This window comes from Geodermatophilus sp. SYSU D00703 (genome assembly GCF_054050155.1).
Genome location: NZ_JBJGYU010000008.1, coordinates 76,280 through 102,396, shown reverse-complemented (window position 1 = coordinate 102,396; position 26,117 = coordinate 76,280). Strand labels below are relative to the sequence as shown.

The following is a 26,117-nucleotide window of genomic DNA, read 5'->3' as shown; positions in this document are numbered from 1 at the left end:
ATGAGCGTGCGCGACACCGTGGAGATCGGCCTCAACCGCTTCGCCCGCCGCGGCTACGACCTCGACGAGGTCTCCATCGTCCCGTCCCGGCGCACCCGGGACATGGACGACGTCTCGACCGCCTGGCAGATCGACGCCTTCCGGTTCGAGATCCCGCTCGTGGCCAGCCCCTCGGACGCCGTGGTCAGCCCGGCCACGGCGATCGCCATCGGGCAGGCCGGCGGCCTGGGCGTGCTCAACGCCGAGGGCCTGTGGACCCGCTACGACGACCCGGCGCCGGTGTACCGGCGGCTGCGCGAGGCGGCGGGCGACGGCGCCCCGCCGGTGGCGCTGCTGCAGGAGGTCTACGCCGAGCCGGTCAAGCCGGACCTGGTCACCGCGCGGGTCAAGGAGATCCGTGAGTCCGGGGTGACGACGGCGGTGCGGGTCTCCCCGCAGCACACCCTCCAGCTCGCCCCGACCGTGCTCGCCGCCGGCGTCGACCTGCTGGTCATCCAGGGCACGATCGTCTCCGCCGAGCACGTCACCACCTCCGGCGAGGCGCTCAACCTCAAGGACTTCATCGCCGACCTCGACGTCCCGGTGATCGTCGGCGGGGCGGCCAACTACCAGACCGCGCTGCACCTGATGCGCACCGGCGCCGCCGGGGTGATCGTCGGCGTCGGCGCCGACAGCTACTCCACGACCGACACGGTCATGGGCATCCGGGTGCCGCTGGCCAGCGCGATCGCCGACGCCGCGGCGGCCCGCCGGGACTACCTCGACGAGACCGGCGGTCGCTACGTGCACGTCATCGCCAACGGCCGGATCGAGACCAGCGGCGCGATCGCCCGCGCGCTGGCCTGCGGTGCGGACGCCGTCCAGGTCGGCGAGCCGCTGCGCGCGGCGGCGGAGGCCCCGGGCGGCGGCATCTGGTGGGACTCGGTGGCCGCCCACCCGCGGCTGCCCCGGGGCGGCACGTCCGCGCCGGTCGCCCCCGTCGGGTCGCTGCACGACGTCCTCCTGGGTGAGGCGCGCACCGCCGACGGGCGGACCAACCTGTTCGGCGCGCTGCGCCGGACCATGGCCAAGACCGGGTACCGCGACCTCAAGGAGTTCCAGCGGGTCGACCTCGTCACAGGGGGTGGGGCCCCCCGGGACGGGGCCCCCGGGCAGCAGAGCATCGGCGGCCACCAGCCCCAGCAGGACGCCTGATGGAGTTCCCCACCGTCCTCGTCGTCGACTTCGGCGCCCAGTACGCCCAGCTGATCGCGCGGCGGATCCGCGAGGCCGGGGTCTACTCCGAGATCGTCCCGTCCGACGTGCCGGCCGAGGAGATCGTCGCCCGCAAGCCCGCGGCGATCGTCCTCTCCGGCGGGCCGTCGAGCGTCTACGCGCCCGAGGCGCCCCAGGTGGACGCGACGCTGTTCGAGTCCGGGGTGCCCGCGTTCGGCATCTGCTACGGCTTCCAGGCCATGGCCCAGAGCCTGGGCGGGACCGTCGCCCGCACCGGCGACCGCGAGTACGGCGGCACGCCGCTGACCGTGACCACGCAGGCGCGGCTGTTCGGGGAGCTGCCGGTCGAGCAGTCGGTGTGGATGAGCCACGGGGACGCCGTCAGCGCCGCGCCGCCCGGGTTCACCGTGACCGCGACGTCCACCGGGGCGCCGGTCGCCGCGTTCGAGGACGTCGACCGCAAGCTCGCCGGCGTCCAGTTCCACCCCGAGGTGCGGCACACCGCGCACGGTCAGACGGTGCTCGAGCACTTCCTGTTCGACATCGCGGGCCTGGAGCCGACCTGGACGATGGCCAACGTCGTCGAGGAGCAGGTGGAGCGGATCCGCGCCCGGATCGGCGACCGTCGCGCGCTGTGCGCGCTCTCCGGCGGGGTCGACTCCGCGGTCGCCGCGGCGCTCGTGCAGCGCGCCATCGGGGACCGGCTGACCTGTGTCTACGTCGACCACGGGCTGATGCGCGCGGGCGAGACCGAGCAGATCGAGCGGGACTTCGTCGCCGTCACCGGCGCCGACCTGCGGGTGGTCGACGCCCGCGAGCAGTTCCTCACCGCGCTGGCCGGGGTCAGCGACCCGGAGCAGAAGCGCAAGATCATCGGCCGGGAGTTCATCCGGGTCTTCGAGCAGGCCGCGACCGACGTGGTCGCCGACGCGCAGGCGCACGGGGAGACCGTCGACTTCCTCGTGCAGGGGACGCTCTACCCCGACGTCGTCGAGTCCGGCGGCGGCACGGGAACGGCCAACATCAAGAGCCACCACAACGTCGGCGGGCTGCCCGAGGACCTCACCTTCACCCTGGTCGAGCCGCTGCGCACGCTGTTCAAGGACGAGGTGCGCGAGGTCGGCCTGCAGCTCGGGCTGCCGGAGTCGCTGGTCTGGCGGCAGCCGTTCCCGGGCCCGGGCCTCGGCATCCGGATCGTCGGCGAGGTCACCCAGGAGCGGCTCGACGTGCTGCGGAAGGCCGACGCCATCGCCCGTGCCGAGCTCACCGCGGCCCACCTCGACCGGGAGATCTGGCAGTGCCCCGTGGTGCTGCTGGCCGACGTCCGCTCGGTGGGGGTCCAGGGCGACGGCCGCACCTACGGCCACCCCATCGTGCTGCGGCCGGTGTCCAGCGAGGACGCGATGACCGCCGACTGGACCCGCCTGCCCTACGACGTCCTGGCGCGGATCTCGACGCGGATCACCAACGAGGTGCCCGAGGTCAACCGCGTCGTGCTCGACGTGACCAGCAAGCCGCCGGGCACCATCGAGTGGGAGTAGAAGGACCCCCGTCGCCCCCACGCCCTCGCTGACGCTCGGCCGCGGGTCCCTGCGACGGGGCCGTTCCAGTACGTCATCCTGCCCCGCCATGCGTACGACCGATGACCTGGTGGACCGGGTGCGATCGGCGGCGCGGGCGGCGGCCGGTCGCGGGACGCCGCTCTCCGACATCGTGGCGGCCGACCGGTCGTGACCCCCTTCGCCGACTCGAGCGCGCTGGTCAAGCTCTATGCCGACGAGCCCGGCCACGAGCAGGTCCGGGAACCGGCCCACCTCGTCGTCGCCCAGTTGGCGCGGGTGGAGGTGCCTCGGCGGTGCGGCGCAAGCAGCGACTCGGCGAGCTGGACCGGGACGGCGCCCGTGTGCTCACCGCTGCCTTCGAGGCGGACTGGTCCGGGTCCGTGGACGAAGCCCCACGGTTCGTCGCCGTGGCCACGACGGCAGCGCTCCTCGACGAGGCAGCTCGACTGTGCGCCGTACACGGGCTGCGCGCGTCCGACGCTGTCCGGTTGGCGAGCGCCGTAGGGGCACGCCGCGCAGTGCCGGAGTGCTCCACGGTCGTCGCATTCGGCCACCGACTGAGGGACGCCGCCGCCGCGGAGGGGTTCGACCTGGTACCTCCCGACCACCGCGCTGAGCCACCCGACGCGGGTCCCTGCAGCGAGGCCGTCCCACACGTCGAGGGCCCGGGGAGCGGATCGCTCCCCGGGCCCTCTCGTCTCCACCCCCGTGTGGATCAGCGCCGCCTGCGCCGGGCCTTCCGGACCTCGCTGAGCAGCAGGGCCACCCCGCCCCCGATGAGCAGCAGCCACAGCAGCCCGCCGTCGTCGAACAGGTCCAGCGGGAACGCCGCACCCGCCATCACCGAGATCGCCAGGACGACGAACAGGACGCCGGGGACCAGGGCGGTGAGGTCCACGCCGCGGCGCCGGGGCGGCGGCGGGTCCTCGACGGGCAGCGGGGCGACCGGGGTGACGTCACCCCAGGCGTGCTCCTGCCAGGCGGTGGGGGTCGTCGGGAACTCGCTGTAGTCAGGCACGGGACACCTCCACGTCGCCGATGCCGGCGTTGATGGTCAGCACGATCTCGGGGTCGCCGTCGTTGCTCCAGGGCGCCGGCCCGGACCCGGCGTGGTAGCCGTCGGCCGCGCCCTCGTCGAAGACGTCGACGTCGCCGATGCCGGTCTCGACCTCGACCCGGACGTCGGCCGAGCGGGGGACGAGGACCTCCACGTCGCCCACCCCGGCGTCGATCCGGGTGGTGACCGGGACGTCCCGCCCGGCGAGGTCGAGGTCGGTCAGGTCGAGCACGGCGTCCCCGACCCCGAGGTGGTACTCGGGGCGGACCTCCGCGGCGGTGGCCGGCCGGTAGGGGCGGTCGCCGATGCCGTTCTCCGCGTCGCGCCACGGCTCGGATGCCGCCGCGAGCAGCGCCAGCGAGAGGACCGCGCCGAGGACGATCAAGCCGCCCTTGGCCCGGCGTCCTCCGGCGAAGGCGGCGGCCACCAGGCCCAGCCCGACGACCAGCAGCCCTGAGCCGAGGACCCACCGGGGGCCGATCGACCAGTCGGTGAACCGGCTGATCAGCACCAGCGTGCCGACGACGATGAGCAGGCCGGCCAGCGTCACCCCCGGCACCGGGGAGCGCGGACCCGCCGGTGCCCGGTCGCGGATCCCGTGGGCGAGCCCGGTGCCGCCGGGGCCGGCCGGCATGAACAGCCACAGCAGCAGGTAGACCGGGATGCCGGGGCCGGCCAGCGTCAGGGCGACGAAGCCGACCCGCCACAGCAGCGGGTCGACGCCGCTGTACTCGGCCAGGCCACCGGAGACACCGCCGATGACCTTGTCGGTGCGGCTGCGCCGCAGCTGCGGCCGGACCGGCGGGCCGGGCGGGGGGTACTCCGCGGCCGGTGGCACGGGCGGCGGGGGAGCGGGGGGTGTCGGGGGAGGAGGCGGTACGGAGGTCATGGCACAGAGCCTGCACCGCGCCGTCCTCCCCGGACATCAGGGAAGGCCCCCAATCGACCCTGGTCCGGTACTCCAGGGTGATCACCGGTATGGGCCGGCACCGTCGGGTGCGACGATCGTCAGCGTGACGACGACCGCCCTGGTGCCACAGCGCCCGCAACTGGCGCGCCCGCGCTCGGGACGGCTGCTCGCGGGTGTCGCCGCGGGGACGGCGGTGCACCTGCGGCTGGACCCGATCGTCGTCCGGATCGCCTTCGTCGTCCTGGCCGTCACCGGCATCGGCGTCATCGCCTACGCGCTGCTGTGGTGGTTCATGCCGGTGGCCGACGTCGACGCGGTGCCCGAGATCGCCGTGCCGGACATGGAGCCGAGCCGTCGCCAGGCGCTCGGCCTGACGCTGCTCGGCTTCGGGGCGCTGGTCCTGGTCACCAACCTGGCCACCTGGGGCAACAGCGGCCTCGTCGTCCCGCTGGTCCTCGTCGGCGCCGGGCTGGCGGTCATCTGGCGGCAGCTGGACACCGACCGCACCCTGGCCCGGCCCGGCGTCCCGTGGGTGCTGGCCGGGGGCATCGCCCTCGGCATCGTCGGGCTGGTGCTCCTGCTGGCCACCACCGGCCAGCTGGCCAACGCCCGCAACGGCTTCGCCGCGACCCTGGTCATCCTCGTCGGCATCGCGCTGGCCACCGCACCGCTGTGGCGTCGGCTGCTGGCCTCCCGCGAGGCGGAGCGGACCGCCCGCGTCCGCTCCGAGGAGCGAGCCGCCGTCGCCGCCCACCTGCACGACTCGGTGCTGCAGACGCTGGCGCTCATCCAGCGGCACGCCGAGGACCCCAAGGCCGTCGCCCGGCTGGCCCGCAGCCAGGAGCGCGAGCTGCGCACCTGGCTCTACGAGCCGGAGAAGTCGGCGGAGGGGACGTGGGCGGCGCTGGTGTCCGGGCTGGTGGCCGACGTCGAGGCCGACCACGCGCTCACGGTGGAGTCGGTCGTCGTCGGCGACGCACCGGTCGACGACGCCCTCGCCGCGCTCGGCGCCGCGACCAAGGAGGCCCTGGTGAACGCGGCCAAGCACTCCGGTGCGACGTCGGCGGACCTGTACACCGAGGTGACGCCGGCCCAGGTGTCGGTCTTCGTCCGGGACCGCGGCGCCGGGTTCGACCCGGCCACGGTGCCCGGGGACCGGCGCGGCCTGCGCGACTCGGTCACCGGCCGGCTGTCCCGGGTCGGCGGGACGGCGACGGTGCGCTCCGCGCCGGGGGAGGGGACCGAGGTCGAGATGTACCTGCCGCGGGAGGAGGCCGCGTGACCGGGCAGCGGCCGCGGGTCTTCCTCGTCGACGACCACGCGATGGTGCGGTCGGGCGTGCGCACCGAGCTCGGCGACGCGGTGGCGATCGTGGGCGAGGCGGCCGACGTCGCCGGCGCCGTCGAGGGCATCCGGGCCACGGTGCCCGACGTCGTCCTGCTCGACGTCCACCTGCCCGGCGGTGGCGGACACGCGGTGCTCCAGGAGCTGCGCGCGGAGCTGCCGGAGGTGCGCTGGCTGGCGCTGTCGGTGTCCGACGCCGCCGAGGACGTCATCGCGGTCATCCGCGCCGGCGCCCGCGGTTACGTCACCAAGACCATCTCCGGCCCGGACCTGCTCGACGCGGTCCAGCGGGTCGCCGAGGGGGACGTGGTGTTCAGCCCGCGGCTGGCCGGCTTCGTGCTCGACGCCTTCGCCGCGACCTCCGCGTCGGCGCCCGCGCCGTCGGAGGACCCCGCGACCGACCCGGGACTGGACCTGCTCAGCGCCCGCGAGCGGGAGGTCATGCAGCTGCTGGCCCGCGGCTACACCTACCGGGAGATCGGCTCGCGGCTGTTCATCTCGGTGAAGACGGTGGAGTCGCACGCGTCCAACGTGCTGCGCAAGCTGCAGCTGTCCAACCGCAACGAGCTCACCCGGTGGGCGGCCACCAACCGGCTCCTCTGACGGCCGCGGACGGAGTGGTCCGTCCCTCTGGTGGGATCCGCGTGCCCTGTGTGAACCCAGTGGCGTGTCGCGGCTGGCACATGTCGACGAATCGACGACAGTGGGCGGATCCGAACCGTCACGGAACCTAGAGTCGCAGTGCCATGACAGAGACGTACGTGCCCGCCTCCGACGGTCACCCACACGAGTGGATGATCGCGGGGGTGGAACGTGCGTGGCCGTCGGTGTCGGTGATCATGCCCGTGCTCAACGAGGCCCGGCACCTGGCCACGAGCGTCGCGGAGATCCTCGCGCAGGAGTACGGCGGTGAGGTCGAGCTGGTCATCGCCCTGGGCCCGTCCCGGGACGACACCGACCGGATCGCCCGCGAGCTGGCAGCCGCGGACCCGCGCATCAAGCTGGTGCGCAACCCGAGCGGGAAGACCCCCGCCGGCCTCAACGTCGCCGTCCAGGCGTCCAGCCACGGGATCGTGGCGCGGGTCGACGGCCACGGGATCCTGCTGCCCGGGTACCTCCAGCGGGCGGTCTGCCTGCTCGAGGAGACCGGTGCGGCCAACGTGGGCGGTCTGATGCTCGCCGTCGGCGAGACCGGCTTCGAGCAGGCGGTCGCCCGCGCCTACGCCTCCAAGGTCGGCCTCGGGGGCGGCAGCTTCCACGTCGGCGGGACGGAGGGCCCGGCCGACTCCGTCTACCTCGGGGTGTTCCGGCGGGAGGTGCTCGAGCGCCTCGGCGGCTTCGACGAGCACTACCACCGCGCGCAGGACTGGGAGCTCAACCACCGCATCCGGCAGTCCGGCGGCGTCGTCTGGTTCTCCCCGGACCTCGCGGTCACCTACCGGCCGCGCTCGTCCTGGACCGAGCTGGTCCGGCAGTTCTTCCACACCGGCAAGTGGCGCCGCGAGGTCATCCGGCAGCACCCCGACTCGATCCGGCCCCGCTACCTCGCGCCGCCGACGGCCACCGCCGCCATCCTCGTGGGGACGACGGTGGGCGTGCTCGGCGCCGTCACCGGCCGTTCCACCCTCCGGTGGGGCTGGCTGGCCCCGGTGCTCTACGGCGCCGGCGTGGTCGGCGCGGCCGCGGCCGAGTCCGACGACCTCTCCTGGCGGGCCCGCGCCTGGCTGCCGGCCGTGCTCGCCACCGTCCACCTCAGCTGGGGCAGCGGCTTCCTGTTCGGCCGGCGCCCCGGCCTGCGGGGCGGTGGCCGGTGACGGCCACGGAGGCGCGCGCGACGGCCGTCGCGGGCGGCTCCGGCCCCGCGACCCGGCGTCCCGGCGCGCTGGCCCGCCCGGCCGCGCTGTGGCAGCGCCGTCGCGCCGTGCGGCTGCTCGTCGCCCGCGACCTGAAGGTCCGCTACGCCTCGTCGGCGCTGGGCTACCTGTGGTCGATCCTCGAGCCGCTGCTGCTGGCCGGGATCTACTGGTTCATCTTCACGCAGGTCTTCACGCGCACCGTGGGCGCCGAGCCGTACATGGTCTTCCTCCTGGCCGGGCTGCTGCCCTGGACCTGGTTCAACGGCGCGGTCACCGACGCGGCCAAGGCCCTGCACACCGAGGCCAAGCTCGTCCGGTCCACCAACGTGCCGCGTGAGGTCTGGGTCGTCCGCGTCGTCCTGTCCAAGGGCGTCGAGTTCCTGCTCAGCCTGCCGGTGCTGTTGCTGTTCGCCCTGGTCTACCGCGCGCCGGTCGACTGGCACCTGGTCCTGCTCATCCCGGGGATCCTCCTCATGACGGTGCTCGCCCTCGGGGTCGGGCTGCTCCTGGCGCCGCTCGTCGTGCTCGTCCGCGACCTGGAGCGGGTCGTGCGCATCGCGCTGCGCCTGGGCTTCTACGCGACACCGGTCATCTTCGCGGTGCGCGACGTCCCCGAGCCCTGGGACGCCCTCTTCGCGCTCAACCCGCTCGCGGGGATCCTCGAGCTGTGCCGCGCCGGGTTCTTCCCGGGAGCGGTCGACTGGGGGCACGTCGGGGTGAGCGTGGGGTTCTCGGTAGGCCTGCTCCTCGTCGGCTGGTGGGTCTTCGCACGGCTCGAGCGCACCGTCCTCAAGGAGGTCTGAGCGGTGGCGACCCTCGACCCGGTGATCTCCGTCCGCGACGCCGGCGTCCGCTTCACGCGCGGCAAGCGGCACCGCAGCGTGCGCGACTTCCTCATCCGCGGCGACCGGGGCGCCCGCCCCGGCGAGTTCTGGGCGCTCGACGGCGTCTCCTTCGACGTGCGGCCCGGCGAGGGCATCGGCGTCGTCGGGCGCAACGGCCAGGGCAAGTCGACGCTGCTCAAGCTCATCGCCGGCGTCATGCTCCCCGACCGGGGCCACGTCGACGTGCGCGCGGGTGTCGCGCCGTTGATCGAGATCACCGGTGGGTTCGTCAGCGACCTCACCGTCCGGGACAACATCTGGCTGACGGCGGGGCTGCACGGCATGACCCGACCCGCCATCGCCGAGTGCTTCGACGAGATCGTCGCGTTCGCCGAGATCGCCGACTTCCTGGACACTCCCTACAAGCACCTGTCGAGCGGGATGAAGGTGCGGGTCGCGTTCGCCGTCGTGTCCCGGCTGGAGGAGCCGGTGATCCTCGTCGACGAGGTCCTGGCCGTCGGCGACAAGGCCTTCAAGCGCAAGTGCTATGCCCGCATCGAGGAGCTCCTCGCCTCGGGACGGACGCTGTTCCTCGTCTCGCACAGCGACAAGGACCTGCGACGTTTCTGCGACCGGGGGCTGTACCTGCGGAAGGGGCAGCTGGTGGCCGACGGCCCGATGGCCGACGTCCTCACCGCGTACTCCGAGGAGGAGACGTCGACCCCGTGACCGTCATCGACACCCGGGAGCGCAACGTCGTGCGGCAAGTGGGAACGGCCCGTGAACCGTTCTGGGACAACGTCCGCTTCGTGGCGATCGCCCTCGTCGTCGTGGGGCACTCGATCGAGAAGCTCAGCGACGCCGACCTCATGGCCGCGCTGTACGTCGCGATCTACGCCTTCCACATGCCGCTGTTCGCCTTCGTCTCGGGCCGCTTCGCCAGCGACCGGATCGACCGCTCGGCCGGCCGCAAGCTGGTCACCCAGCTGCTGGTCCCGTACGTGGCGTTCAGCGCGATCTGGTTCCTCGTCCGGCTGACGGTCGAGGAGGACGCCACCCTCGACCTGACCCGTCCGTGGTCGCACCTGTGGTTCCTCCTCGCGCTGGCCGTCTGGCGGCTGCTGCTGCCCGTGCTCGCCGCGCTGCGCCACCCGCTGGCCGTGGCCGTGGCCGTGGCCGTGGTCTCCGGCTACTTCCCGGGGGCCGGCGGCAGCTTCGACAACGGCCGGATCCTCGGCATGCTGCCGTTCTTCGTGCTGGGCTGGCTGGTCAAGGAACGGGGCCGGCCCGGCTGGTGGGCAGGCGTGCTGAGCCGGCCGACCCGGCGGGCCCGGCTCGCCGCGGCCACGGTCCTGGTCGCGGCGCCCGTGGTCGCCTGGCTGCGCGTGGACGACGTCCGCGAGTGGCAGCTGCGCGGCTTCACCCAGATGCAGTCCAACTACGTCGACCTCGGCGTGCCCGAGTGGTGGGCCGGCCTCGTCCGGCTGGGGTTGCTCGGCCTCGCGGTGCTGCTCGGTGCCTGCGTGCTCGTGCTCGTCCCGCGGTCCGCGAGCCGGGTCACCCGGTGGGGCACCGCGACGATGTACGTCTACATGCTCCACCTCTTCCCGATCTACCTCCTCCGCGAGCAGACCGGGGTGCTGGACTGGTTCGACTCCGCACCGCGGTTCGCCCTCCTGGTCCTCCTGGCGGTCGCGTGGACCTGCGTGCTGTCCACGGAGCCGGTCCGCCGGGGCTCCCGCTGGCTCGTCGAGCCGCGAGTGCCGTGGCTCGTGCGGCCTGCACCCACGGGCTCCGGGAACCGGGCGGGAGCTCGGGACTCGTGACCTCCTCGCTGATCCCCTGGCAGGCGGTGCTCGCCCTGCCGTACGCGGCCGCCGTCGCCGTCACCGGCCTCGGCTGGGCGGCCTGCGTGGCCATCGGCGTCGCGATCCTCGCGGAGCTGTGGGTCCGGCGCTCGGCACCGGGCAGCGCGGCGGCCCTGCGCCGGCTGCAGCTGGGGGCCGAGGTGCGCTGGCCGGTCCGCGCGGCGCTCGTCCTGTACGCCGTCGCCGGCGCGGGGACCGCCCTGGTGGTGCTGACCGGGTTCGTCGTCGCGGCCGGTGCCCTGGCGCTCACCCGCTCCGCGCTGCTCGTCCTGTGGCGTCGCGCCCGGCGGCACATCCGCAAGCAGGTGCGCTGGCAGGGTCTCGACGTGGCCGGCGCGACGACCGGCCCGGCGGCGGTGCCCGTGCAGGAGCCGGCGCCCAACCGCGACGAGGACGCGCTCGCGCTGCTCGAGGGCGGGTTCCTGGCCGCCGCCCTCCTCGCGGTCATCGTCCCCGTGCAGGGAGCGACGGGGGTGGCCTGCTGGGCGCTGCTCGCCGCGGTGCTGGCCGGCGCCGGCGTCCTCGTGGGCCGCGCCGCGCTGCGCGAGCGCGCCGCTCGCAGCGCCCCCACCGCGACCGTCCTCCCGGCCGTGGTGACGGCGCTGGAGCAGCTCGCTCCCGAGGTCGTCCTGTACTTCAGCAGCCCGGCGTCCGGGTCCTATGCCCTGCGGGTGTGGCTCGACACCCTGCGCGCGCTGCGCAACCGGGTCGTCGTGGTGCTCCGCGAGGCCCACCACCTCGAGGCCTTGGACCTCACCGGCCTGCCCGTGGTGGTCCTGCCGGCCGCCCAGGACGTCGAGCTGGCCCAGGTGCCCTCCATGCGGGTGGCGCTCTACCCGACCAACGTCGTCAAGAACAACCACATGATCCGGCTGCCCGGGATCCGGCACGCCTTCATCGGGCACGGCGACAGCGACAAGGCGGGCAGTTTCAGCCCGGTGACCCGCGTGTACGACGAGATCTGGGTGGCCGGCCCGGCCGGCCGGGACCGCTACCTGGCCGTGGACGAGGGCGTGCGGGACGAGCAGATCCGGTTCGTCAGCCGCCCGCAGCTCGCCGGGCTGTCCCGGGCCGCCGAGCCCGCGGGGCCGGCTTCCCGCGTGCCGACGGTGCTGTACGCGCCGACGTGGGAGGGCTTCTACGAGCACTCCGACTACTGCTCGCTGGGCGAGCTGGGCGTGCGCGCCGTCCGGACCCTGGTCGGCTCCGGCCGCGTGCGCGTGCTGTTCAAGCCGCACCCCGCCTCCGGCGAGCGCCGTGAGGACGTCGCGGCCGCCGTGCCCGAGATCGAGGCGCTGCTCGCCGACTCGCCGCACCGGCGGGTGGACGACGGCCCGGAGGCGCTGTACGAGGCGATGCGCGAGGCCGACGTGCTCCTGTCCGACGTGTCCAGCGTCCTCAGCGACTGGCTGGCCACGGGCCGGCCCTACGTCGTCGCCAACCCCCGGGGCCTGGCGGTGGAGGAGCTGCACACGCGGTTCCCGACGACCCGGGGCGGTGCGGTGCTGTCCCCGGAGGACGACGTCCTCGCCCTCGTCGACGAGGCGGTGGTGCGGGACCCGCTGGCCGCCCGGCGCGAGGAACTGGCGCGCTACCTGCTCGGTCCGCGCCGGGAGGACCCGGTGGCGGACTTCGCCGACGAGGTGGCCGCGTTCGTGGCGCGGTCCCGCGCGGCGGTGGAGGACCGTCCCGTCCTGGTGGAGGGAGCCCGGTGAGGTCGGTCGTGCTCAAGTGGGGCGCCTCCCTGGGCCCGCTCGCGGTGCTCCACCTGCTGCTCGCCGTGGCGGCCCTGCTTCCGTCGCCCACGGCGTTCGTCGTCGCGCTGGCGGCCACCGTGGGCCTGGAGGCGTGGATCGCCGCGCGGCTGCCCACGGTCACCCGGGCGCTGGACCTGGCGCAGTTCGGCCGGCCGGTGCGCTGGGTCGTCCGGATCGCGCTGCTGCTGGTGCTCGCGCTGCGCGCCGACGGGGGGCCGGGCTGGCTGCCGGTCGCCGTGCTGCTCTGCGCGGTCGTGCTCGTCCTCGGCCGGGCGCTCGTCGCAGACGCTGCGCGGGAGCTGCGGGCGAGGAGCGTCTGGCCCCTGCAGTGGCGACACCTCGAGGTGCCCGCCCTCGCGCTGCCCGCAGAGCACCCGCTCGGCCGGTGGCTGCGCGCGGTGGGCCCGGAGGCCGTCTACGGCGCCGACCTCCTCGTCGCCGGCGGGCTGCTGGCGGTCCTGTACGGCGGGGCGCCCGGTTGGCTGCCCGCCGCCGGTGCCCTCGTCGTCCTGGTGGACGCGACCGTGGCGCTGACCCTGCGGTGGCGGGTCCGCCGGCTCCCGGTCCGCGAGCGGGACGACGTCGTGGCAGCGGTGCGGGAGGCGCTGGAGGTGCTCGCGCCCCGGGTCGTCGTGTACTTCGGCGGACCGCCGACGAGCACGCACGCCCTCAACACCTGGGTCCCGGTGCTCGAGCGGCTCGACGAGCCGGTCCTCGTCATGGTGCGCCAGGGTGTCCACCTCGAGCAGCTGGACAGCCGACGGCTGCCGGCGCTGTGCGTGCCGCGCGCGACCGACGTCGAGGGTGTGGTCGTCCCCTCGATGTCGCTCGCGCTGTACCCGACCAACATCGTGCAGAACAACCACCTGATCCGCGTCCCCGGCATCACCGACGTCTTCATCGGCCACGGCGACAGCGACAAGGGCGGCAGCTCCACCCCGATCAGCCGGATCTACGACGAGGTCTGGGTGGCCGGGCCGGCCGGGCGCGAGCGCTACCGCACCGCCCGCGTCGGCGTGCGGGACGAGCAGATCCGGGAGGTCGGCCGCCCCCAGCTGTCGGAGATCGCCCGCGTCCGCGGCCACCGCGCCCACGACCCGGCCCGCCCGTTCACCGTGCTGTACGCGCCGACGTGGGAGGGCTTCTACGCGGCCTGGAGCTACTCCTCCCTGCTGCCCATGGGGGAGGAGATCGTCACGCGGCTCATGGCCATGGACGGCGTCCGCGTCCTCGTGAAGCCGCACCCGGCGTCGGGCTCGGTGGACAAGGCCTACCGCGGCGCTGCCGAGCGGGTGGTCGCGGCGGTCCGCCGCCGGGGCGCGCCGCACGCCGCGGTCGACGGGTTGTCGGGGCTGTACGGGGCGTTCAACGAGGCCGACCTGCTGGTCACCGACGTCTCCAGCGTCGTCACCGACTTCCTGTGGTCGGGCAAGCCGTACGTGATGACGAACCCGCAGCAGCTGGCCGAGGACGAGTACCGGCGGGAGTTCCCGTCGTCCGCCGGCGCCGCCCTGTGGGACCCGGCGCTGTCCACGCTGGAGGCGGACGTGCTGGACGCCAGCGGGGGCGACCGGCGTCGGCCCGAGCGGGAATGCGTGCGGCGCCACCTGCTCGGGGACGACGACGGCGATCCGCAGGACCGCTTCGCCGCCGCCGTGCGCGACGTCGTCCGATCCGGCCCGCTGAGGACCAACCGCCCGGAGCCTGCTCCGGGCTCGACCGTGGTGCCGTCGTCGCCCGCCCAGGGTGACCGGCGCATCGCATGAGGGGGACGAACGAGGCGATGAGGTCACAGCTGGTGCAGACGGTGGCGGCACGAACGCCGCGGCGCGTGATCAGCACGGGCAAGCGGCTCGCGCAGCGCCTCCCGGAGGCGGTCCGCGGGCGGATCGCCCCGGGGGGCCCGCCGCTGCTGAGCGTGGTGCTGCCCATCTACAACGTCGAGGAGTACCTCGCCGAGTGCCTCGACAGCATCCTGGCCCAGGACCTGACCTCCTTCGAGGTCGTCGTCGTCGACGACGGGTCCCCGGACGAGTCGCTCGCCATCGCCAGGGCCTACGCCCGCCGCGACCGGCGCATCCGGATCCACCGCCAGGCCAACGCCGGGCTGGGCGCCGCCCGCAACGCCGGTCTGCGGCAGGCCGTCGGGCGTTACCTCATGTTCGTCGACAGCGACGACCGGCTCCCGGCCGGCGCCTTCTCCGCGCTCGTGCGGTCCTGCGAGCGCAGCGGCTCGGACCTCGCGGTCGGCTCGATCGTGCGGTTCAACTCCACCCGGACCTGGGCGCCCGAGTGGATCACCACGGTGCACGACAGCGACCGCATCGGCGTGACGATCAAGGAGTTCCCCGCGCTCCTGCGCAACAACTACACCTGGTGCAAGGTCTACCGGCGCTCGTTCTGGGACGAGTGCGGCCTGTGGTTCCGTGAGGGGGTCGCGTACGAGGACCAGCCGATCGTCAGCCAGCTGTTCGTGCGCGCCTCCGGCATCGACGTCCTGAGCACCACCGTCTACGAGTACCGCGCCCGCGAGGACGCCAGCTCCATCAGCCAGCAGACCGGCACGGTCAAGGACCTCCGCGACCGGGTCGCGGCGTGGCGGGTGAGCCGCGAGGCGCTCGGCGCCGAGGCCTCCGAAGAGGTCTACCAGGCCTGGCTGCAGACCCTCTTCAGCACGCACTTCCACTGGTACCTGGACAACCGGTCGGCGATCGACGACGAGGAGTACTGGCAGGTCCTGCACGAGTCCCTGGCCGATCTCGCCGCCGGCGTCCCCGAGCAGGTCTGGCACGGCACCCCGCCGCACCGGCGGGTCATGATCGAGCTGGTGCGCCGGGGGCTGCGCGAGGAGTTCCTCGAGTTCCGCAGGGAGAACGGGCAGCGCACCGAGACCTTCCCCGCGACCGTGCGGCCCGACGGCGTGCTGCTGCACCTGCCCCTGCAGGACCGGGTCGAGCTGGGCCTGGGCGACGAGCTGTTCCTGCTGCGCGCCGACCAGCTCACGGTGCGTCACCAGGTGCGCCGGATCCGCTGGGCGACGCAGGACGGCGGCCGGCCGCGGCTGGTCCTCGAGGGCCACGCCCACATCCCGCACCTGGACCTGCGGGAGCACCGCACCGAGGTGGTCGCCGTCCTGCGCACCGAGGACGGCGACGAGCGGGTGCTCGTCCCGGCCACCTCCGTCGACGACCCGGCGCTGCACCCGGCCGGCAACGCCGACCACGCCGAGTACTCGCCGTCCGCGTTCCGCGTGGAGCTGCCCACCGACCTCGTCGTGGACGGGCGGCCGGGGCAGCGGTGGCGTGTCGAGCTCGAGGTCCGGACCGCGGGCTTCACCGTGACGACCGCCGTCACGTCGGTGGCCACCACCGGGTCGTCCGCGCTGCTCGAGGCGCTGGTCGAGCCCGACGGGCTCCGGCTCGTCCTCGACCACCGGGCCAGGGGTCCCCTGCAGCTGTTCCGCGACAAGCCCCGGCCGGTCGTGCTCGCGGCCGCGCTGGAGGGCCGCACGCTGCGCGCCACCGTGCGGCCGGTGGCCGGCCGGCCGCTGACCGCCGCGCACGTCGTGGTCCCCGGCACCCCGGGGGAGGACGAGCAGCGGCACCGGGTCGAGGTCGCCGCTCCCGCGGAGGACGGGACGCAGGAGATCGTCCTCTCCCTGCCACCGCTGCCGGACGACGGCCCGCTGCTCTCCCCCGTCCAGAAGCGGTGGGCGCTGCGCGGAGAGACCGCCACCGGCGCGGTGGCCGCGTTGACCTGCACCTGGGACCAGGACCTCCTGGCGCCCCGACGGGACGGGGACAGCGTGCTGGCGCTGGAGCGCACGCGACGGGGCAACCTCGGGGTCATCGAGTGGCGCAACGCCGTCGTGGTGGTCGAGGACGCGCGGATCGGCGACGACGGCGTCCTGGAGGTCAGCGGCGCGGCCGAGGGCGTTCCGGCCGGCGTCGCCCTGCGCGTCACCGGCGTCCTGGGGGACACCGAGGGCGTACCCGTGGAGCCGCGGGACGGGCGGTTCGCCGCCTGCATCCCCCTCACCGCCCGCCGGGGCCGCTTCGGGGAGCTGCCGCTCGCCGCGGGCAAGTACTGGCTGGACTCGGTGCCGGCCGAGGGTCCCCAGACCGCCGTCGTGGTGGACCGGCAGCTGACCCGGCGGTTCCCGCAGGCGTTCGAGGCCGACCGGCTCGCCGGCCGGATGACGCGGACGGGGTGGGGACGACTGCAGCTCAGCCTGCTGACCCCACGCGGCGACGCGTACCGCTCCCGGGCCGCGCAGACCGATCTGGCGAAGCGTTCGGCCGCGTTCCTGCCCGAGCGGTACGACGGCCTGCTGCTGCGCTCCTACTTCGGGGAGTCGGCGACCGACAGCGGCATCGGGCTGCTCCGGGAACTGCGGCGACGGGGCGCCGACCTACCGGTCCGCTGGGCGGTCAAGGACTTCTCGGTGCCGGTGCCCGACGGCGTCGAGCCGGTGGTGCACAGCAGCCCCGAGTGGTACCGGCTGCTGCGGACCTCCCGTTACTACATGGACAACATGTACCAGCCGGTGTTCCACGACAAGCCCGCCGGCCAGGTGTTGATCCAGACCTTCCACGGCTACCCGTTCAAGCTCATGGGCCACGCCCACTGGGCGGCGGCGGGTTTCTCCCGGACGCTGGTCGAGGCCTACGACCGGCGTGCGGCCCAGTGGGACTACGTCGTCTCCCCGGCGCCGTACGCCACCCCGCTGCTGCGCCGCGAGTTCCGGTTCCCGGGGGAGGTCCTGGAGATCGGCTACCCGCGCAACGACGCCCTGCTGGCACCCGACGCGGACGAGGTCCGCGCGACGGTGCGGCGGTCGCTCGGCCTGCGGGACGACCAGGTGGCCGTCCTCTACGCGCCGACCTTCCGTGACTACGTCGCCGAGGACAACCACCGGGCCCAGCTGCTGGACCTGGTCGGCGTCGACGAGCTGGCCGGGGACCTGGGCGACGGCTACGTCGTCCTCAACCGCAGCCACGCCTTCAACGCGCGCTCGGGGGAGCGGCTGGGCAGCCGGGGCACGATGCGGGACGTCACCGACTACCCCGAGGTCTCCGACCTCTACCTGGCCGCCGACGCCGCGGTCGCCGACTACTCGTCGCTGCGGTTCGACTTCGCGGTCACCGGCAAGCCGATGGTGTTCCACGTCCCCGACCTGGAGCGCTACCGCGAGGCCCGGGGCTGGCTGATCGACTACGAGCCGACGGCGCCCGGGCCGCTCACCGCCGAGCGGGCGGAGCTCGTCGCGCAGCTGCGTGACCTCGACGGGGTCCGGGAGCGGTACGCAGAGGCCTACGCCCGGTTCCGCCGCGACTACCTGCCGCGCGAGGACGGCGCCGCGAGCGCCCGACTGGTGGACGCCGTCTTCGTGCCGCGGGGGGACGCACCCGCGCGCTGAGCGCCCGGTGCACCGGCGAGGAGGGGCCCGCTCCCGGGGGAGCGGGCCCCTCCGCCGTGCCGGGGAGAGGCGGTGCTGGCGGGACGGGGGAGCGGTCGGGACGGGTCCGTCGCATCATTCCTCCCCATTCGTCCCTCACTCCTCGCGCGTTCGGGGAGGGCGAGGATCGCCACGTACTGTGAGCTGGCGGAAGCAGAGCGCTGTCAACTTCGAGCGCTGTCGTGCGACGGCACCGCCGTCACGCCCTACGGAGGATCATGAGAATCATCGTCGTCGGCGATGTCGGCTGGCCCAACATGTACCACCTGGGCGACGAGGCCATGACGGAGTACGCCGTCGATGCCCTGCGCGAGCGCGGGATCGACGACATCTGCCTGGTGTCCGCCGACGTGCCGACCGCGGAGCGCACCTTCGGCACCTCGGCCGTGCCCCGGGTGAACTTCCGGGGGAAGAACGGCCTGGCCTGGCGCGAGGAGCGGCTGCGCGACATCGAGAAGGCGATGAACGGGGACCGCTCCGCGCTCTCGGCGGACGACCCGGCCCGCGCCGTCATGGCCGCCGTCGAGGGCGCCGACGCGGTGCTCATCGCCGGCGGGGGCAACATCGCCTCGTCGTTCCCGGCGCAGCTGTTCGAGCGCGTCGCGATCGGACGCATGGCCGAGCACTACGGCAAGCCGTTCGCGCTGACCAGCCAGACCTTCGGTCCGCTGTTCAAGTCGGCCGACCGACCGCGGCTCGAGCGCCTCCTGCAGTCCGCCGTCCGGGTCGGCACGCGCGAGCGCGACTCCCACCAGCTGGTCCAGGAGGCAGGGGTCGCCCCCGGCGTCGCCGCGCTGACCATGGACGACGCCGCGTGGCTCGAGCCGCGACCGGCCGACCGCGACGCCGTCGCCGCGCTGGACCTGCCCGCGCGCTACGTGGTGGGCAGCTTCACCACGCACGCCGGCACCTCGGGCCTGTCCGCGGCGCGGTACACCGCCGCGCTCGCCGCCGACCTGGACGTGATCGCGGAGAGGCTGGACGCCGACGTGCTCCTCGTGCCGCACCTGGGGACCTTCGTCGCCGGTGAGAAGTCGCACGACCAGCTCACCAACGACCAGATCGTCGCGCAGTCGCGCTCGGGCCGCGTCCGCGCCATGCCCCTGCTGCCCGCGCGGCAGGTCATCGCGCTCACCGAGGGGGCGCTCCTCAACCTGTCCACCCGGTACCACCCGACGGTGTTCGGCCCCGCGGTCGGCGTCCCCTCCGTCTGCCTGGTGCTCAGCTACTACTCGTCGGTGCGCATGCGCGGGGCCCTCGGCAACGTCGGCCTGACCGACTTCGCGCTGCCGCAGGGGTCCTGGCAGAACGGACGGCTGCCGGCGGTCGTCGACGAGATCGTCGAACGCGACGCCGAGCTGCGCGCCCACCTGCGTGCCGTCCGCGAGGTCCGGGTGCCCGAGGGGCGCGCCTGGTGGGACGCCCTCGTGGCCGGCCTCTCCGGCACGCCCGCGCCGGCCGGCCCGACCCAGCTCGCCGAGGTCCCCGAGTTCCGGGGCCGGGGTCCGTGGCGGGACGAGGCCGCCGCGATCCGGGCGACCGAGGACCGGCTGCAGGCGCAGGACGTCCGGCGGAAGTGGGACGTCGAGCGGGCGCAGTGGGTGGCGCGCCGTGCCGAGACCCAGCGCGACCAGGCCGTCGCCGAGCTCGAGACCGTGCGCGGTGAGCTGGCGGCGCTGCGCGCCGTCGAGGGCGAGGCCACGAAGCTGCGCGCCCGCAACTCCCGGCTCCAGGCCGACCTGCAGCGGGTCCGCAGCCGCAAGGCCGTCCGCGCGGCCGACGTGGTCGGCGGGCTGGTCCGCCGGGCCCGGTCCGGCAGCAGCGCCTCCGTCTGAGCTGACGAGGCCGCTGGGCGGGGCACCCCTCGGCGAGGGGTGCCCTGCCCAGCACCGGTCAGCGGATCCCGATCTCCGCCCACTGGAGGTTGTGGTCGGATCCCTGGTACGCGGGAGTGAAGCGTCCGTCGGTCAGCAGGACCTGGTTCGTGTACCGCCAGGAGCCGGGCGCGTTCTTGGTCATGACGTAGTCGATGCGCGGGGCCGGGTACTGGTAGGCGTAGGGCCGGGTCGGGTAGCCGGGGACCGCGAGGTTGTCGACCTGCTTGCTGGTGTTCACCGTGTTGTACCGGGCGTTCGTCCGGCTCGTCGTCGCGGCCGCGTCGTAGTAGCCCCGGTTGAGCAGGAAGCTCGCCGGGCCACCGGGGTCGTCGGCGAACGCCGAGTTGAGGTCGCCCAGCAGCACCATCGGCGTGCTGCCCGCGATCCTCGACATGTGGGTGTCGATCGCGGCGACCTCCTTGGTGCGCAGCTTCGGGTAGCTCAGCGGCTCGCTGCGCGACGGCAGGTGCACCGCGACCGCGTAGAACCGCGCACCGGTGGCGTTGACGCGGAAGCGGGCCCAGGAGAAGTAGCGGTCGGTGAGCCCGGCCGGCCACGCGCTGCCCATCAGACCCTTCGGGGAGACGAACGCCCCGGCCTCGCGGGTGAGCAGGTCGGGGTCGTAGAACAGGTGCGCCCCCACGGTGGCGTTGGTGTCGCCGTTGCGCGTCGCCGCGGTCACGGTGTTGGCGATCGCGTAGCCCCCGTACCGCGACTGGGCCAGCAGGTCGCGGAGGTCCTCCCACTGCTTCTTGCCGTTGCCGAGACCGGCGTCACTGGTGGCGAGCTCCGCGGTCCCGAGCAGGGCCGCGCCGGACGCCTCGATCGCCGCAGCGACCTTCGTCCGCCGGTCCCGCCAGGTGTACCCGCGGAAGCCGGCGCTGGCTCCGACGCTGTTGACGTTGTACTCGGCGACCCGCAGTCGGGTGCCGGCCGGGGCGACGGTGCCCACCTGCGTGTGCGGCCCGGCCAGGGAGAGCCGGTAGGCGGCCGCCTCGTTGCGGACCAGCGGGACGGCCGACCCGGCGCTCAGGTCGTTGTAGGTCCCCACCTTGACGAAGACGGGGTTGCCCGACCCGGTGCCCAGGACGGAGCGGTAGGCGGCCGGGACGGTGAGGACGACGGACGTCGTGGTGGCCGGGAGCCAGCCCGAGTTGAACGAGTGCCGGTCGACGGTCGAGTTGGACCCGGCGAGCACGACGACCTTGGTGGCCCGGCCCTGGCCCGTCCAGCTCACCCGCACGGCGTCGCGGCCGGCGGGCACGACGCTGACGGTCAACTGGCGGGGGTACCCGTTGTCCGGGCTGGCCGACAGGGTCCGGCTCGCCGCCCGCCCGCTGCCGGCCACCGCGACGACGCGGGCGTAGTAGCGGGTGTCGTTCTGGAGCCCCCGGACCTGGAGCCACGACCGTGCTCCCGCATCGACGGTCACCGGCTTCGAGAAGCTGCTGCTGAGGCTGTACTGGACCTGGTAGGACGTCGCCCCCCGCACCTGGTCCCAGGCCAGGGTCAGGGACCGGTCGCCGAAGGCGATCCGGGCCGCGGGGGCGGTGAGCGCGGCGGAGGCGGGCGCCGCGGTCACCACCGACGTGAGGCCGATCAGCACGGTCAGGGCGAGGACCGCGCCGACGAGCGGGGAACGCCGTCGTGTGTTCGTCATGGCCTACCACTCCAGGGGTGCGGGTTCCCCAGGACATCGGCCGGAGGCGCCGCACACCAGAGGCCTGGGCATCGCGGACCACCCGAACGGGCGAGGACCCGTCCCGGTCAGGAGCGCAGCCGCGACGAGGTCACGATCGCCACGAAGTGACCGGCCACGGCGAGCAGGGACGCCGGGATGAGCGCCACGAGCAGCACGCGGGTGCCGACCAGATCGCCGGCGACGAGGTCGACGACCGCCGCGGCCAGGATGAGCAGGCTCAGCTCGATGGAGTGGTAGAGCCGGTGGAACGGCACGAACCGGGCCAGCCGGCGCAGCCTGGCCAGCCCGCGCGCCCGCGGTGCGGTGGTGGCCTCGTCGTCGGAGACGCGGGCCATCCCGGCGGCGGCCCGGGCGACGTGCACCATGTCGTTGAGCGCCTTGTTGAGCAGGATGACCACGGCCAGGAGCGCCCCCAGCGTCGTCCACCCGTAGCCGGAGGCCAGGTCGTCGAGCCCGCCGGCCGCGCGCACCCCCAGCCCGATCGGGATCAGCGCCTCGGTGAGGTAGTGCCCCACCCGGTCGAGGAAGACCCCGAGGGGGCTCGACGTCCCGCGCCACCGGGCCACCTCGCCGTCGGAGGCGTCCCACAGCATCTGCAATTGGGTGAGCAGGACGGCCAGCACCGCCCCCCACAGCCCCGGGATCAGCAGCGCGAACCCGGACGCGGAGCCCGTCACGATCATCAGCGCGGTGACCGCGTTGGCCGACAGGCCCGCGCGTACCAGCAGGCGGGTCAGGTACGGCGAGATCCGCCGCATGTACAGGTCCCCGGTCCAGTGCTCGGCGCTGCGGCGCCCGCGGATCGCCGGCGGCTGGGTGACCTCGCGCAGCCGGGCGATGCTCGGCCAGGCCGGACGATCGGCCCTCACCGGCCCGCCCGCGCCGGGGCGGCCTGCAGGGCGTCGCGCTCCCGGACGACGTCGTCGCAGGCCTCGAGGAACCGGGCCAGCGCCGCGGCGGGGTCGGCGCCACCCAGGTAGTGCTCCACCAGGGCCGACCGCCGCTCCCGTTCCGGGTCGTCGTCCAGGCAGCGCCGGACGAGCTCCGCCGCCCGCGCGGCGTCGGCAGCCGCCAGCCGCGGCACGGCGGCCAGCAGCGGGGACTCGCCCACCACGGCGCCGGGGTCGGCGGGGACGGTGACCACCAGGGGCCGTCCGGTGGGCAGCCACTCCACGGCGACGGACGAGACGTCGGTGACCAGCAGGTCGGCGTCGGCGAACGCCCGCTCCAACGGGACGGCCGTCTCGATGACGGAGCCGGTGGCGCGGGCGTCGTCCCCGCCGAGGAGCTCGCGGAGGGCGGCGTCGGCGGCTGCCACGTCGACCCGGTTGGCGCCGGTCCGGGGGTGTGGCCGGTAGACCACGCGGACCCCGGCGCCGACCAGCGACCGGACGAGGGCGGCGCCGTGCGTGGTCACCGAGCTGTACGCCATGGAGGCCTGCGCCCCCTCCCAGGTCGGTGCGTACAGCACCGTCGGCCGCGCGGCCCCACGAGGTCGCGCGCCGGGCACGGCCGCCTGGGGCCGCCCGATGCGCACCATCCGGTCGCGGTCGAACCACATGAGCTCGCGCAGCACCCGTTCCTCCGCCGCCGGCCCGGCGACGAAGGTCCGGTCGTAGGCCTTGAGCTGGTTGGACGCCGACACGGCCTTGTCGCTCTCCCCGTGCCCCAGGTAGACGTGGGCCACGCTCGGGAAGCGCAGCATCTGGAAGTTGCGCGGGTGGTGGCTCACGTAGAGCGCGAGGGCGACCCGGCTGCGGGCGACGAGCCCGTCGAGGGTCGCGGTACGGGCCACGCACAGCACGGTCAGGTCGGTGGCCGCCTGCAGCCGGCCCGTGGTGCGGCTGTCCTGGGTGACGAGCGCGACGCCGTGCCGCTCGTCCAGTGCGCGCAGCGGGCCCAGCCACTGCTCGAGCTGGTAGGCGTTGCGCGGCGGCTCCGGGAAGAAGGCCACCACGCGCTGCTCCAGCACCCGGCCGGCCAGCCGGTCGTCCTCGCCGATGCCGTCGGGCTCGCCGCCGGGCACCAGCCCGAGTCGTCGCACGAGGCGGCCGCCGGTCGAGCGCAGCCGGGCGGACAACGGGGGGAAGGGGGAAGGCACGTACGGCTCCTCGGATCGGCCGCCTGCACGCTACCCGTCAGACGACGGGCGGCCGGCCGTGACCGGCCATCCGGGCGACCGTGGCCCACGCGATGGGCGACCTGGTCCCGGGATCGGTCCGCCAGCCCTCCCACCAGCCCCGGAACCAGGGCACCAGCGTCGCGGGTCGGCGCATCGAGCGGGCCACCTGCAGGGCGGTCCAGCTGAGCACGTACGGCACGCCGAGCAGCCAGGGGAGGTTGCGCCGGGCCAGCCACACCCGGTTGCGGGCGTTGAGCCGGTGGAAGTCGCGGTGCCGCGTGGGCGCGGTCAGGGGGTGTTCGGCGGCGAGGTCGCCGGCGTAGCGGACCCGGCCGCCGGCGTCCCACACCCGCCAGGCCAACTCGATGCCCTCGTGCGCGTAGAAGAACGGCGCGGGCCACCCGCCGGCCCGCTCGAACAGCGCGCGGCGGACGACGACCGCGCCCTCCCAGACCGAGAAGGCCGCGCTGGACCGCCGCCGGTCGCCCACCCGCAGGCGCGGCGTCCAGCGCCGGGGGCCCGGGACACCACCCGGGCCGTCCACCCGCGGCTGCAGCAGGCCCAGTCGCGGATCGGCCGCGAAGCGCCGCACCGCCTCGGCCAGGAAGCCCGGGTCAGGGAGCGCCGCGTCGTCGTCCAGGAAGAACAGCAGCTCACCGCGGACGTGCGGCACGCCCGCGTTGCGGCCGGCCGGGATGCCGACGTTCTCGGGCAGTGCCACGCCACGGACGCCGTCCGGCAGCGCCTCCGGCACCCACCCGTTGCCGACGACGACGACGTCGGTGTCGACCCCCTCCTGGGCCAGCACCGACCGCAGCGCCCGGTCGAGGTCGGCCGGGCGACGGCCCTGGGTGAGGACGACGACGCCGACGACGGGGCGGTCAGCCACCGTGGACGGCGACGGACTCCACGCCATCGGGCAGCACGTCGCCCGGCTCCTCCTCGTGCAGCTCCTCCGCGGCGACCGAGGCGTTGAGGTGGGACGCGAGCGCGTCCTCGCGGCGGACGTCGACGATGTGCCCGGTGAAGGAGGAGATGAGCACGTCGAGCGAGGTCTCGGCCACCGCCTCGGACGAGAGCAGGCTGTCCGCGGGCTCCGCGCCGAACGCCTTGGTGCGCATCGGCGTGGCGGTGCGCTCGGGGTTGATGCAGTTGACCCGTACCCCGTCGCCCGCCCACTCGTCGGCCAGGGCCTGGGTGAGGTTGACGACCGCGGCCTTCGCCGAGGAGTACAGGCTGTAGCCGCTGCGGCCCCGGGTGTACGAGCTGGAGGTGAACAGCAGCAGTGAGCCGCCGGTCTCCTTCAGGTGCGGCTGGAAGACCTGGGCGATGTGGATCGGCGCGAGGTAGTTGATCTCGGTCGCCATGTACACGGTCTCCTCGGAGGTCTCCGCGAGCTCGCCGCGGGGCAGGACCCCGGCCGTGTTCACCACGTAGTCGACCCGGCCGGTGGTCGCCAGCACCTGCTCGCAGGCGGCGACGATGTCGGCGCGCCGCTCCACGTGGGTCTTGGTCGCCGACCGACTGAACACGATGGCAGTGGCGCCGTGGGCCTCGGCCAGCCGGACGATGTCGGCGCCGATGCCGTAGCTGCCGCCGAAGACGACGATCGTCTTGCCCTCCAGCGCCTCCCGGTACTCGGCGTCGAAGCGCGGGCGGGGCGCCTCGTGGCTGTCGAGCTGGAAGAGCTTGTCGGCGATGTAGACGTCGATCGGCTCGGTGACCTTCATGTTCCGGTCCTCGCCGCGCACGACCGCGATCGGCACGTCGGGGGTGTACCGGAGCACCACGGTGCAGTCGTCCGTGGCCTCGAAGTCGGGGTCCTCTGCGGCACGCGCGTAGGCGCGGCGGATGACCGAGAGCCGGAAGCACTGCGGGGTCTGGCCGCGGCGCAGGAGCGGGCGGCGCAGGACCTCGTCGATGGTCTGCCCGGTGGCCTCGTCGACCTGGATGATCGTGTCGGCCGACGGGATGGCCGTGTCCACGGCCTCGTAGCGCTCCAGGGCGTCGATGCAGTCGGCGATGACCCGCTGGCTCAGCAGCGGCCGGACGGCGTCGTGGAAGAGGACGTTGCACTCCTCCGAGCCGAGCGCGTCCAGCGCCCGCTGCGTCGTGGCGTTGCGCGTGTCGGCGCCCTCGAGGACCTGGGTGACCTTCGGGTAGGCACCGGGGCGGAGGATGGCCCGCACGGCGTCCAGGTGGCCCGGCGCCATCAGCACGATGATCTCGTCGATCAGCGGCGAGGCGTGCAGCACGCCGATGGTGTGCTCGATGATCGGCTTCCCGGCCACCTTGATCAGCTGCTTGGGGATCGACAGCCCGACCCGGGTACCCGTGCCGCCGGCGAGGACGACCGCTACGTTCCGCAATCTGGTCACCGCTCGACTGTAAGGGCGCTGCGACGCGGGCTCCCGACACGAACGCGCCCCCTGGGACGTCTGGGGCGAACGGCGCGCCGGTGACGGGCGGGACGGGTCCTTCACAGGCCGCCGCTCCGTGCACATCGGTACTGGACCCACTCCGCACCGTCAGGGACACGCTGCCGGTCACCATCTGGCCGGGTGA

Annotated in this window: 19 protein-coding genes; 12 read left to right on the top strand and 7 right to left on the bottom strand. The window is 74.3% G+C overall.

Annotation, left to right across the window (positions count from 1 at the left end; all coding sequences use genetic code 11):
- Both ACI782_RS10900 and guaA read left to right on the top strand, forming a co-directional pair.
- Complete coding sequence (locus ACI782_RS10900; RefSeq protein WP_456908995.1) at positions 1–1,194, top strand: GuaB3 family IMP dehydrogenase-related protein; 1,194 nt, start codon at positions 1–3, stop codon at positions 1,192–1,194.
- Positions 1,194–2,756, top strand: a complete 1,563-nt coding sequence (gene guaA, locus ACI782_RS10895) for a glutamine-hydrolyzing GMP synthase (RefSeq protein ID WP_456908993.1) — start codon at positions 1,194–1,196, stop codon at positions 2,754–2,756. The genes ACI782_RS10900 and guaA overlap by 1 nt, the downstream gene beginning before the upstream one ends.
- A gap of 736 nt (positions 2,757–3,492) precedes the next feature.
- On the opposite strand, the gene ACI782_RS10890 is transcribed toward guaA, so the two are convergent.
- Positions 3,493–3,795, bottom strand: a complete 303-nt coding sequence (locus ACI782_RS10890) for a hypothetical protein (protein ID WP_456908991.1) — start codon at positions 3,793–3,795, stop codon at positions 3,493–3,495.
- Positions 3,788–4,672 carry a PspC domain-containing protein gene (locus ACI782_RS10885; protein ID WP_456908989.1) on the bottom strand — a complete coding sequence of 295 codons (885 nt, stop codon included), beginning with the start codon at positions 4,670–4,672 and terminating at the stop codon, positions 3,788–3,790. The genes ACI782_RS10890 and ACI782_RS10885 overlap by 8 nt, the downstream gene beginning before the upstream one ends.
- 175 nt (positions 4,673–4,847) lie before the next feature.
- Here ACI782_RS10885 and ACI782_RS10880 point away from each other — a divergent pair, with 175 nt between their 5' ends.
- The 10 genes from ACI782_RS10880 (at position 4,848) to ACI782_RS10835 (ending at position 19,686) form a co-directional block, all read left to right on the top strand.
- On the top strand, positions 4,848–6,026 hold the full coding sequence (locus tag ACI782_RS10880) for an ATP-binding protein (protein WP_456908987.1): 1,179 nt from the start codon (positions 4,848–4,850) through the stop codon (positions 6,024–6,026).
- Positions 6,023–6,691 carry a response regulator gene (locus tag ACI782_RS10875; protein ID WP_456908985.1) on the top strand — a complete coding sequence of 223 codons (669 nt, stop codon included), beginning with the start codon at positions 6,023–6,025 and terminating at the stop codon, positions 6,689–6,691. Before ACI782_RS10880 ends, ACI782_RS10875 begins: the two co-directional genes overlap by 4 nt.
- 143 nt (positions 6,692–6,834) lie before the next feature.
- Positions 6,835–7,902: a glycosyltransferase family 2 protein gene (locus tag ACI782_RS10870; RefSeq protein WP_456908983.1), complete on the top strand. Its 1,068-nt coding sequence runs from the start codon at positions 6,835–6,837 to the stop codon at positions 7,900–7,902.
- Positions 7,899–8,747, top strand: coding sequence for an ABC transporter permease (locus ACI782_RS10865; protein ID WP_456908981.1), 849 nt, complete (start codon positions 7,899–7,901; stop codon positions 8,745–8,747). The genes ACI782_RS10870 and ACI782_RS10865 overlap by 4 nt, the downstream gene beginning before the upstream one ends.
- Before the next feature lie 3 nt (positions 8,748–8,750).
- Positions 8,751–9,497 (top strand): ABC transporter ATP-binding protein, encoded by a 747-nt coding sequence (locus tag ACI782_RS10860; RefSeq protein ID WP_456908979.1) that lies wholly within the window; start codon positions 8,751–8,753, stop codon positions 9,495–9,497.
- On the top strand, positions 9,494–10,594 hold the full coding sequence (locus tag ACI782_RS10855; protein WP_456908976.1) for an acyltransferase family protein: 1,101 nt from the start codon (positions 9,494–9,496) through the stop codon (positions 10,592–10,594). Before ACI782_RS10860 ends, ACI782_RS10855 begins: the two co-directional genes overlap by 4 nt.
- A complete protein-coding gene (locus ACI782_RS10850; RefSeq protein WP_456908974.1) occupies positions 10,591–12,351 on the top strand; it encodes a CDP-glycerol glycerophosphotransferase family protein in 1,761 nt (586 codons plus the stop codon). Before ACI782_RS10855 ends, ACI782_RS10850 begins: the two co-directional genes overlap by 4 nt.
- Positions 12,348–14,159: a CDP-glycerol glycerophosphotransferase family protein gene (locus ACI782_RS10845; RefSeq protein ID WP_456908972.1), complete on the top strand. Its 1,812-nt coding sequence runs from the start codon at positions 12,348–12,350 to the stop codon at positions 14,157–14,159. Before ACI782_RS10850 ends, ACI782_RS10845 begins: the two co-directional genes overlap by 4 nt.
- 17 nt (positions 14,160–14,176) lie before the next feature.
- Positions 14,177–17,812 (top strand): CDP-glycerol glycerophosphotransferase family protein, encoded by a 3,636-nt coding sequence (locus ACI782_RS10840; protein WP_456908970.1) that lies wholly within the window; start codon positions 14,177–14,179, stop codon positions 17,810–17,812.
- A 257-nt stretch (positions 17,813–18,069) separates the two neighbouring features.
- A complete protein-coding gene (locus tag ACI782_RS10835; RefSeq protein ID WP_456908968.1) occupies positions 18,070–19,686 on the top strand; it encodes a polysaccharide pyruvyl transferase family protein in 1,617 nt (538 codons plus the stop codon).
- A 58-nt stretch (positions 19,687–19,744) separates the two neighbouring features.
- Here the strand turns inward: ACI782_RS10835 and ACI782_RS10830 are convergent, their stop codons facing one another.
- The 5 genes from ACI782_RS10830 to ACI782_RS10810 all read right to left on the bottom strand — a co-directional run bounded on the left by ACI782_RS10830 (position 19,745) and on the right by ACI782_RS10810 (position 25,930).
- Positions 19,745–21,388: a fibronectin type III domain-containing protein gene (locus ACI782_RS10830; RefSeq protein ID WP_456908966.1), complete on the bottom strand. Its 1,644-nt coding sequence runs from the start codon at positions 21,386–21,388 to the stop codon at positions 19,745–19,747.
- A gap of 107 nt (positions 21,389–21,495) precedes the next feature.
- Positions 21,496–22,299, bottom strand: coding sequence for a CDP-alcohol phosphatidyltransferase family protein (locus tag ACI782_RS10825; protein WP_456908964.1), 804 nt, complete (start codon positions 22,297–22,299; stop codon positions 21,496–21,498).
- A complete protein-coding gene (locus ACI782_RS10820) occupies positions 22,296–23,531 on the bottom strand; it encodes a CDP-glycerol glycerophosphotransferase family protein (RefSeq protein ID WP_456908962.1) in 1,236 nt (411 codons plus the stop codon). Before ACI782_RS10820 ends, ACI782_RS10825 begins: the two co-directional genes overlap by 4 nt.
- A 37-nt stretch (positions 23,532–23,568) precedes the next feature.
- Positions 23,569–24,441 (bottom strand): glycosyltransferase family 2 protein, encoded by an 873-nt coding sequence (locus ACI782_RS10815; protein ID WP_456908960.1) that lies wholly within the window; start codon positions 24,439–24,441, stop codon positions 23,569–23,571.
- Complete coding sequence (locus tag ACI782_RS10810; RefSeq protein WP_456908958.1) at positions 24,434–25,930, bottom strand: SDR family NAD(P)-dependent oxidoreductase; 1,497 nt, start codon at positions 25,928–25,930, stop codon at positions 24,434–24,436. The genes ACI782_RS10815 and ACI782_RS10810 overlap by 8 nt, the downstream gene beginning before the upstream one ends.
- Between the last annotated feature and the right edge of the window lie 187 nt (positions 25,931–26,117).

What these genes read in the sequence shown, in the direction of transcription:
- ACI782_RS10900 (WP_456908995.1), top strand. Translation starts at nt 1, where the DNA reads ATGAGCGTGCGCGACACCGTGGAGATCGGCCTCAACCGCTTCGCCCGC.
- guaA (WP_456908993.1), top strand. Translation starts at nt 1,194, where the DNA reads ATGGAGTTCCCCACCGTCCTCGTCGTCGACTTCGGCGCCCAGTACGCC.
- ACI782_RS10870 (WP_456908983.1), top strand. Translation starts at nt 6,835, where the DNA reads ATGACAGAGACGTACGTGCCCGCCTCCGACGGTCACCCACACGAGTGG.
- ACI782_RS10840 (WP_456908970.1), top strand. Translation starts at nt 14,177, where the DNA reads ATGAGGTCACAGCTGGTGCAGACGGTGGCGGCACGAACGCCGCGGCGC.
- ACI782_RS10835 (WP_456908968.1), top strand. Translation starts at nt 18,070, where the DNA reads ATGAGAATCATCGTCGTCGGCGATGTCGGCTGGCCCAACATGTACCAC.
- ACI782_RS10830 (WP_456908966.1), bottom strand. Translation starts at nt 21,388, where the DNA reads ATGACGAACACACGACGGCGTTCCCCGCTCGTCGGCGCGGTCCTCGCC.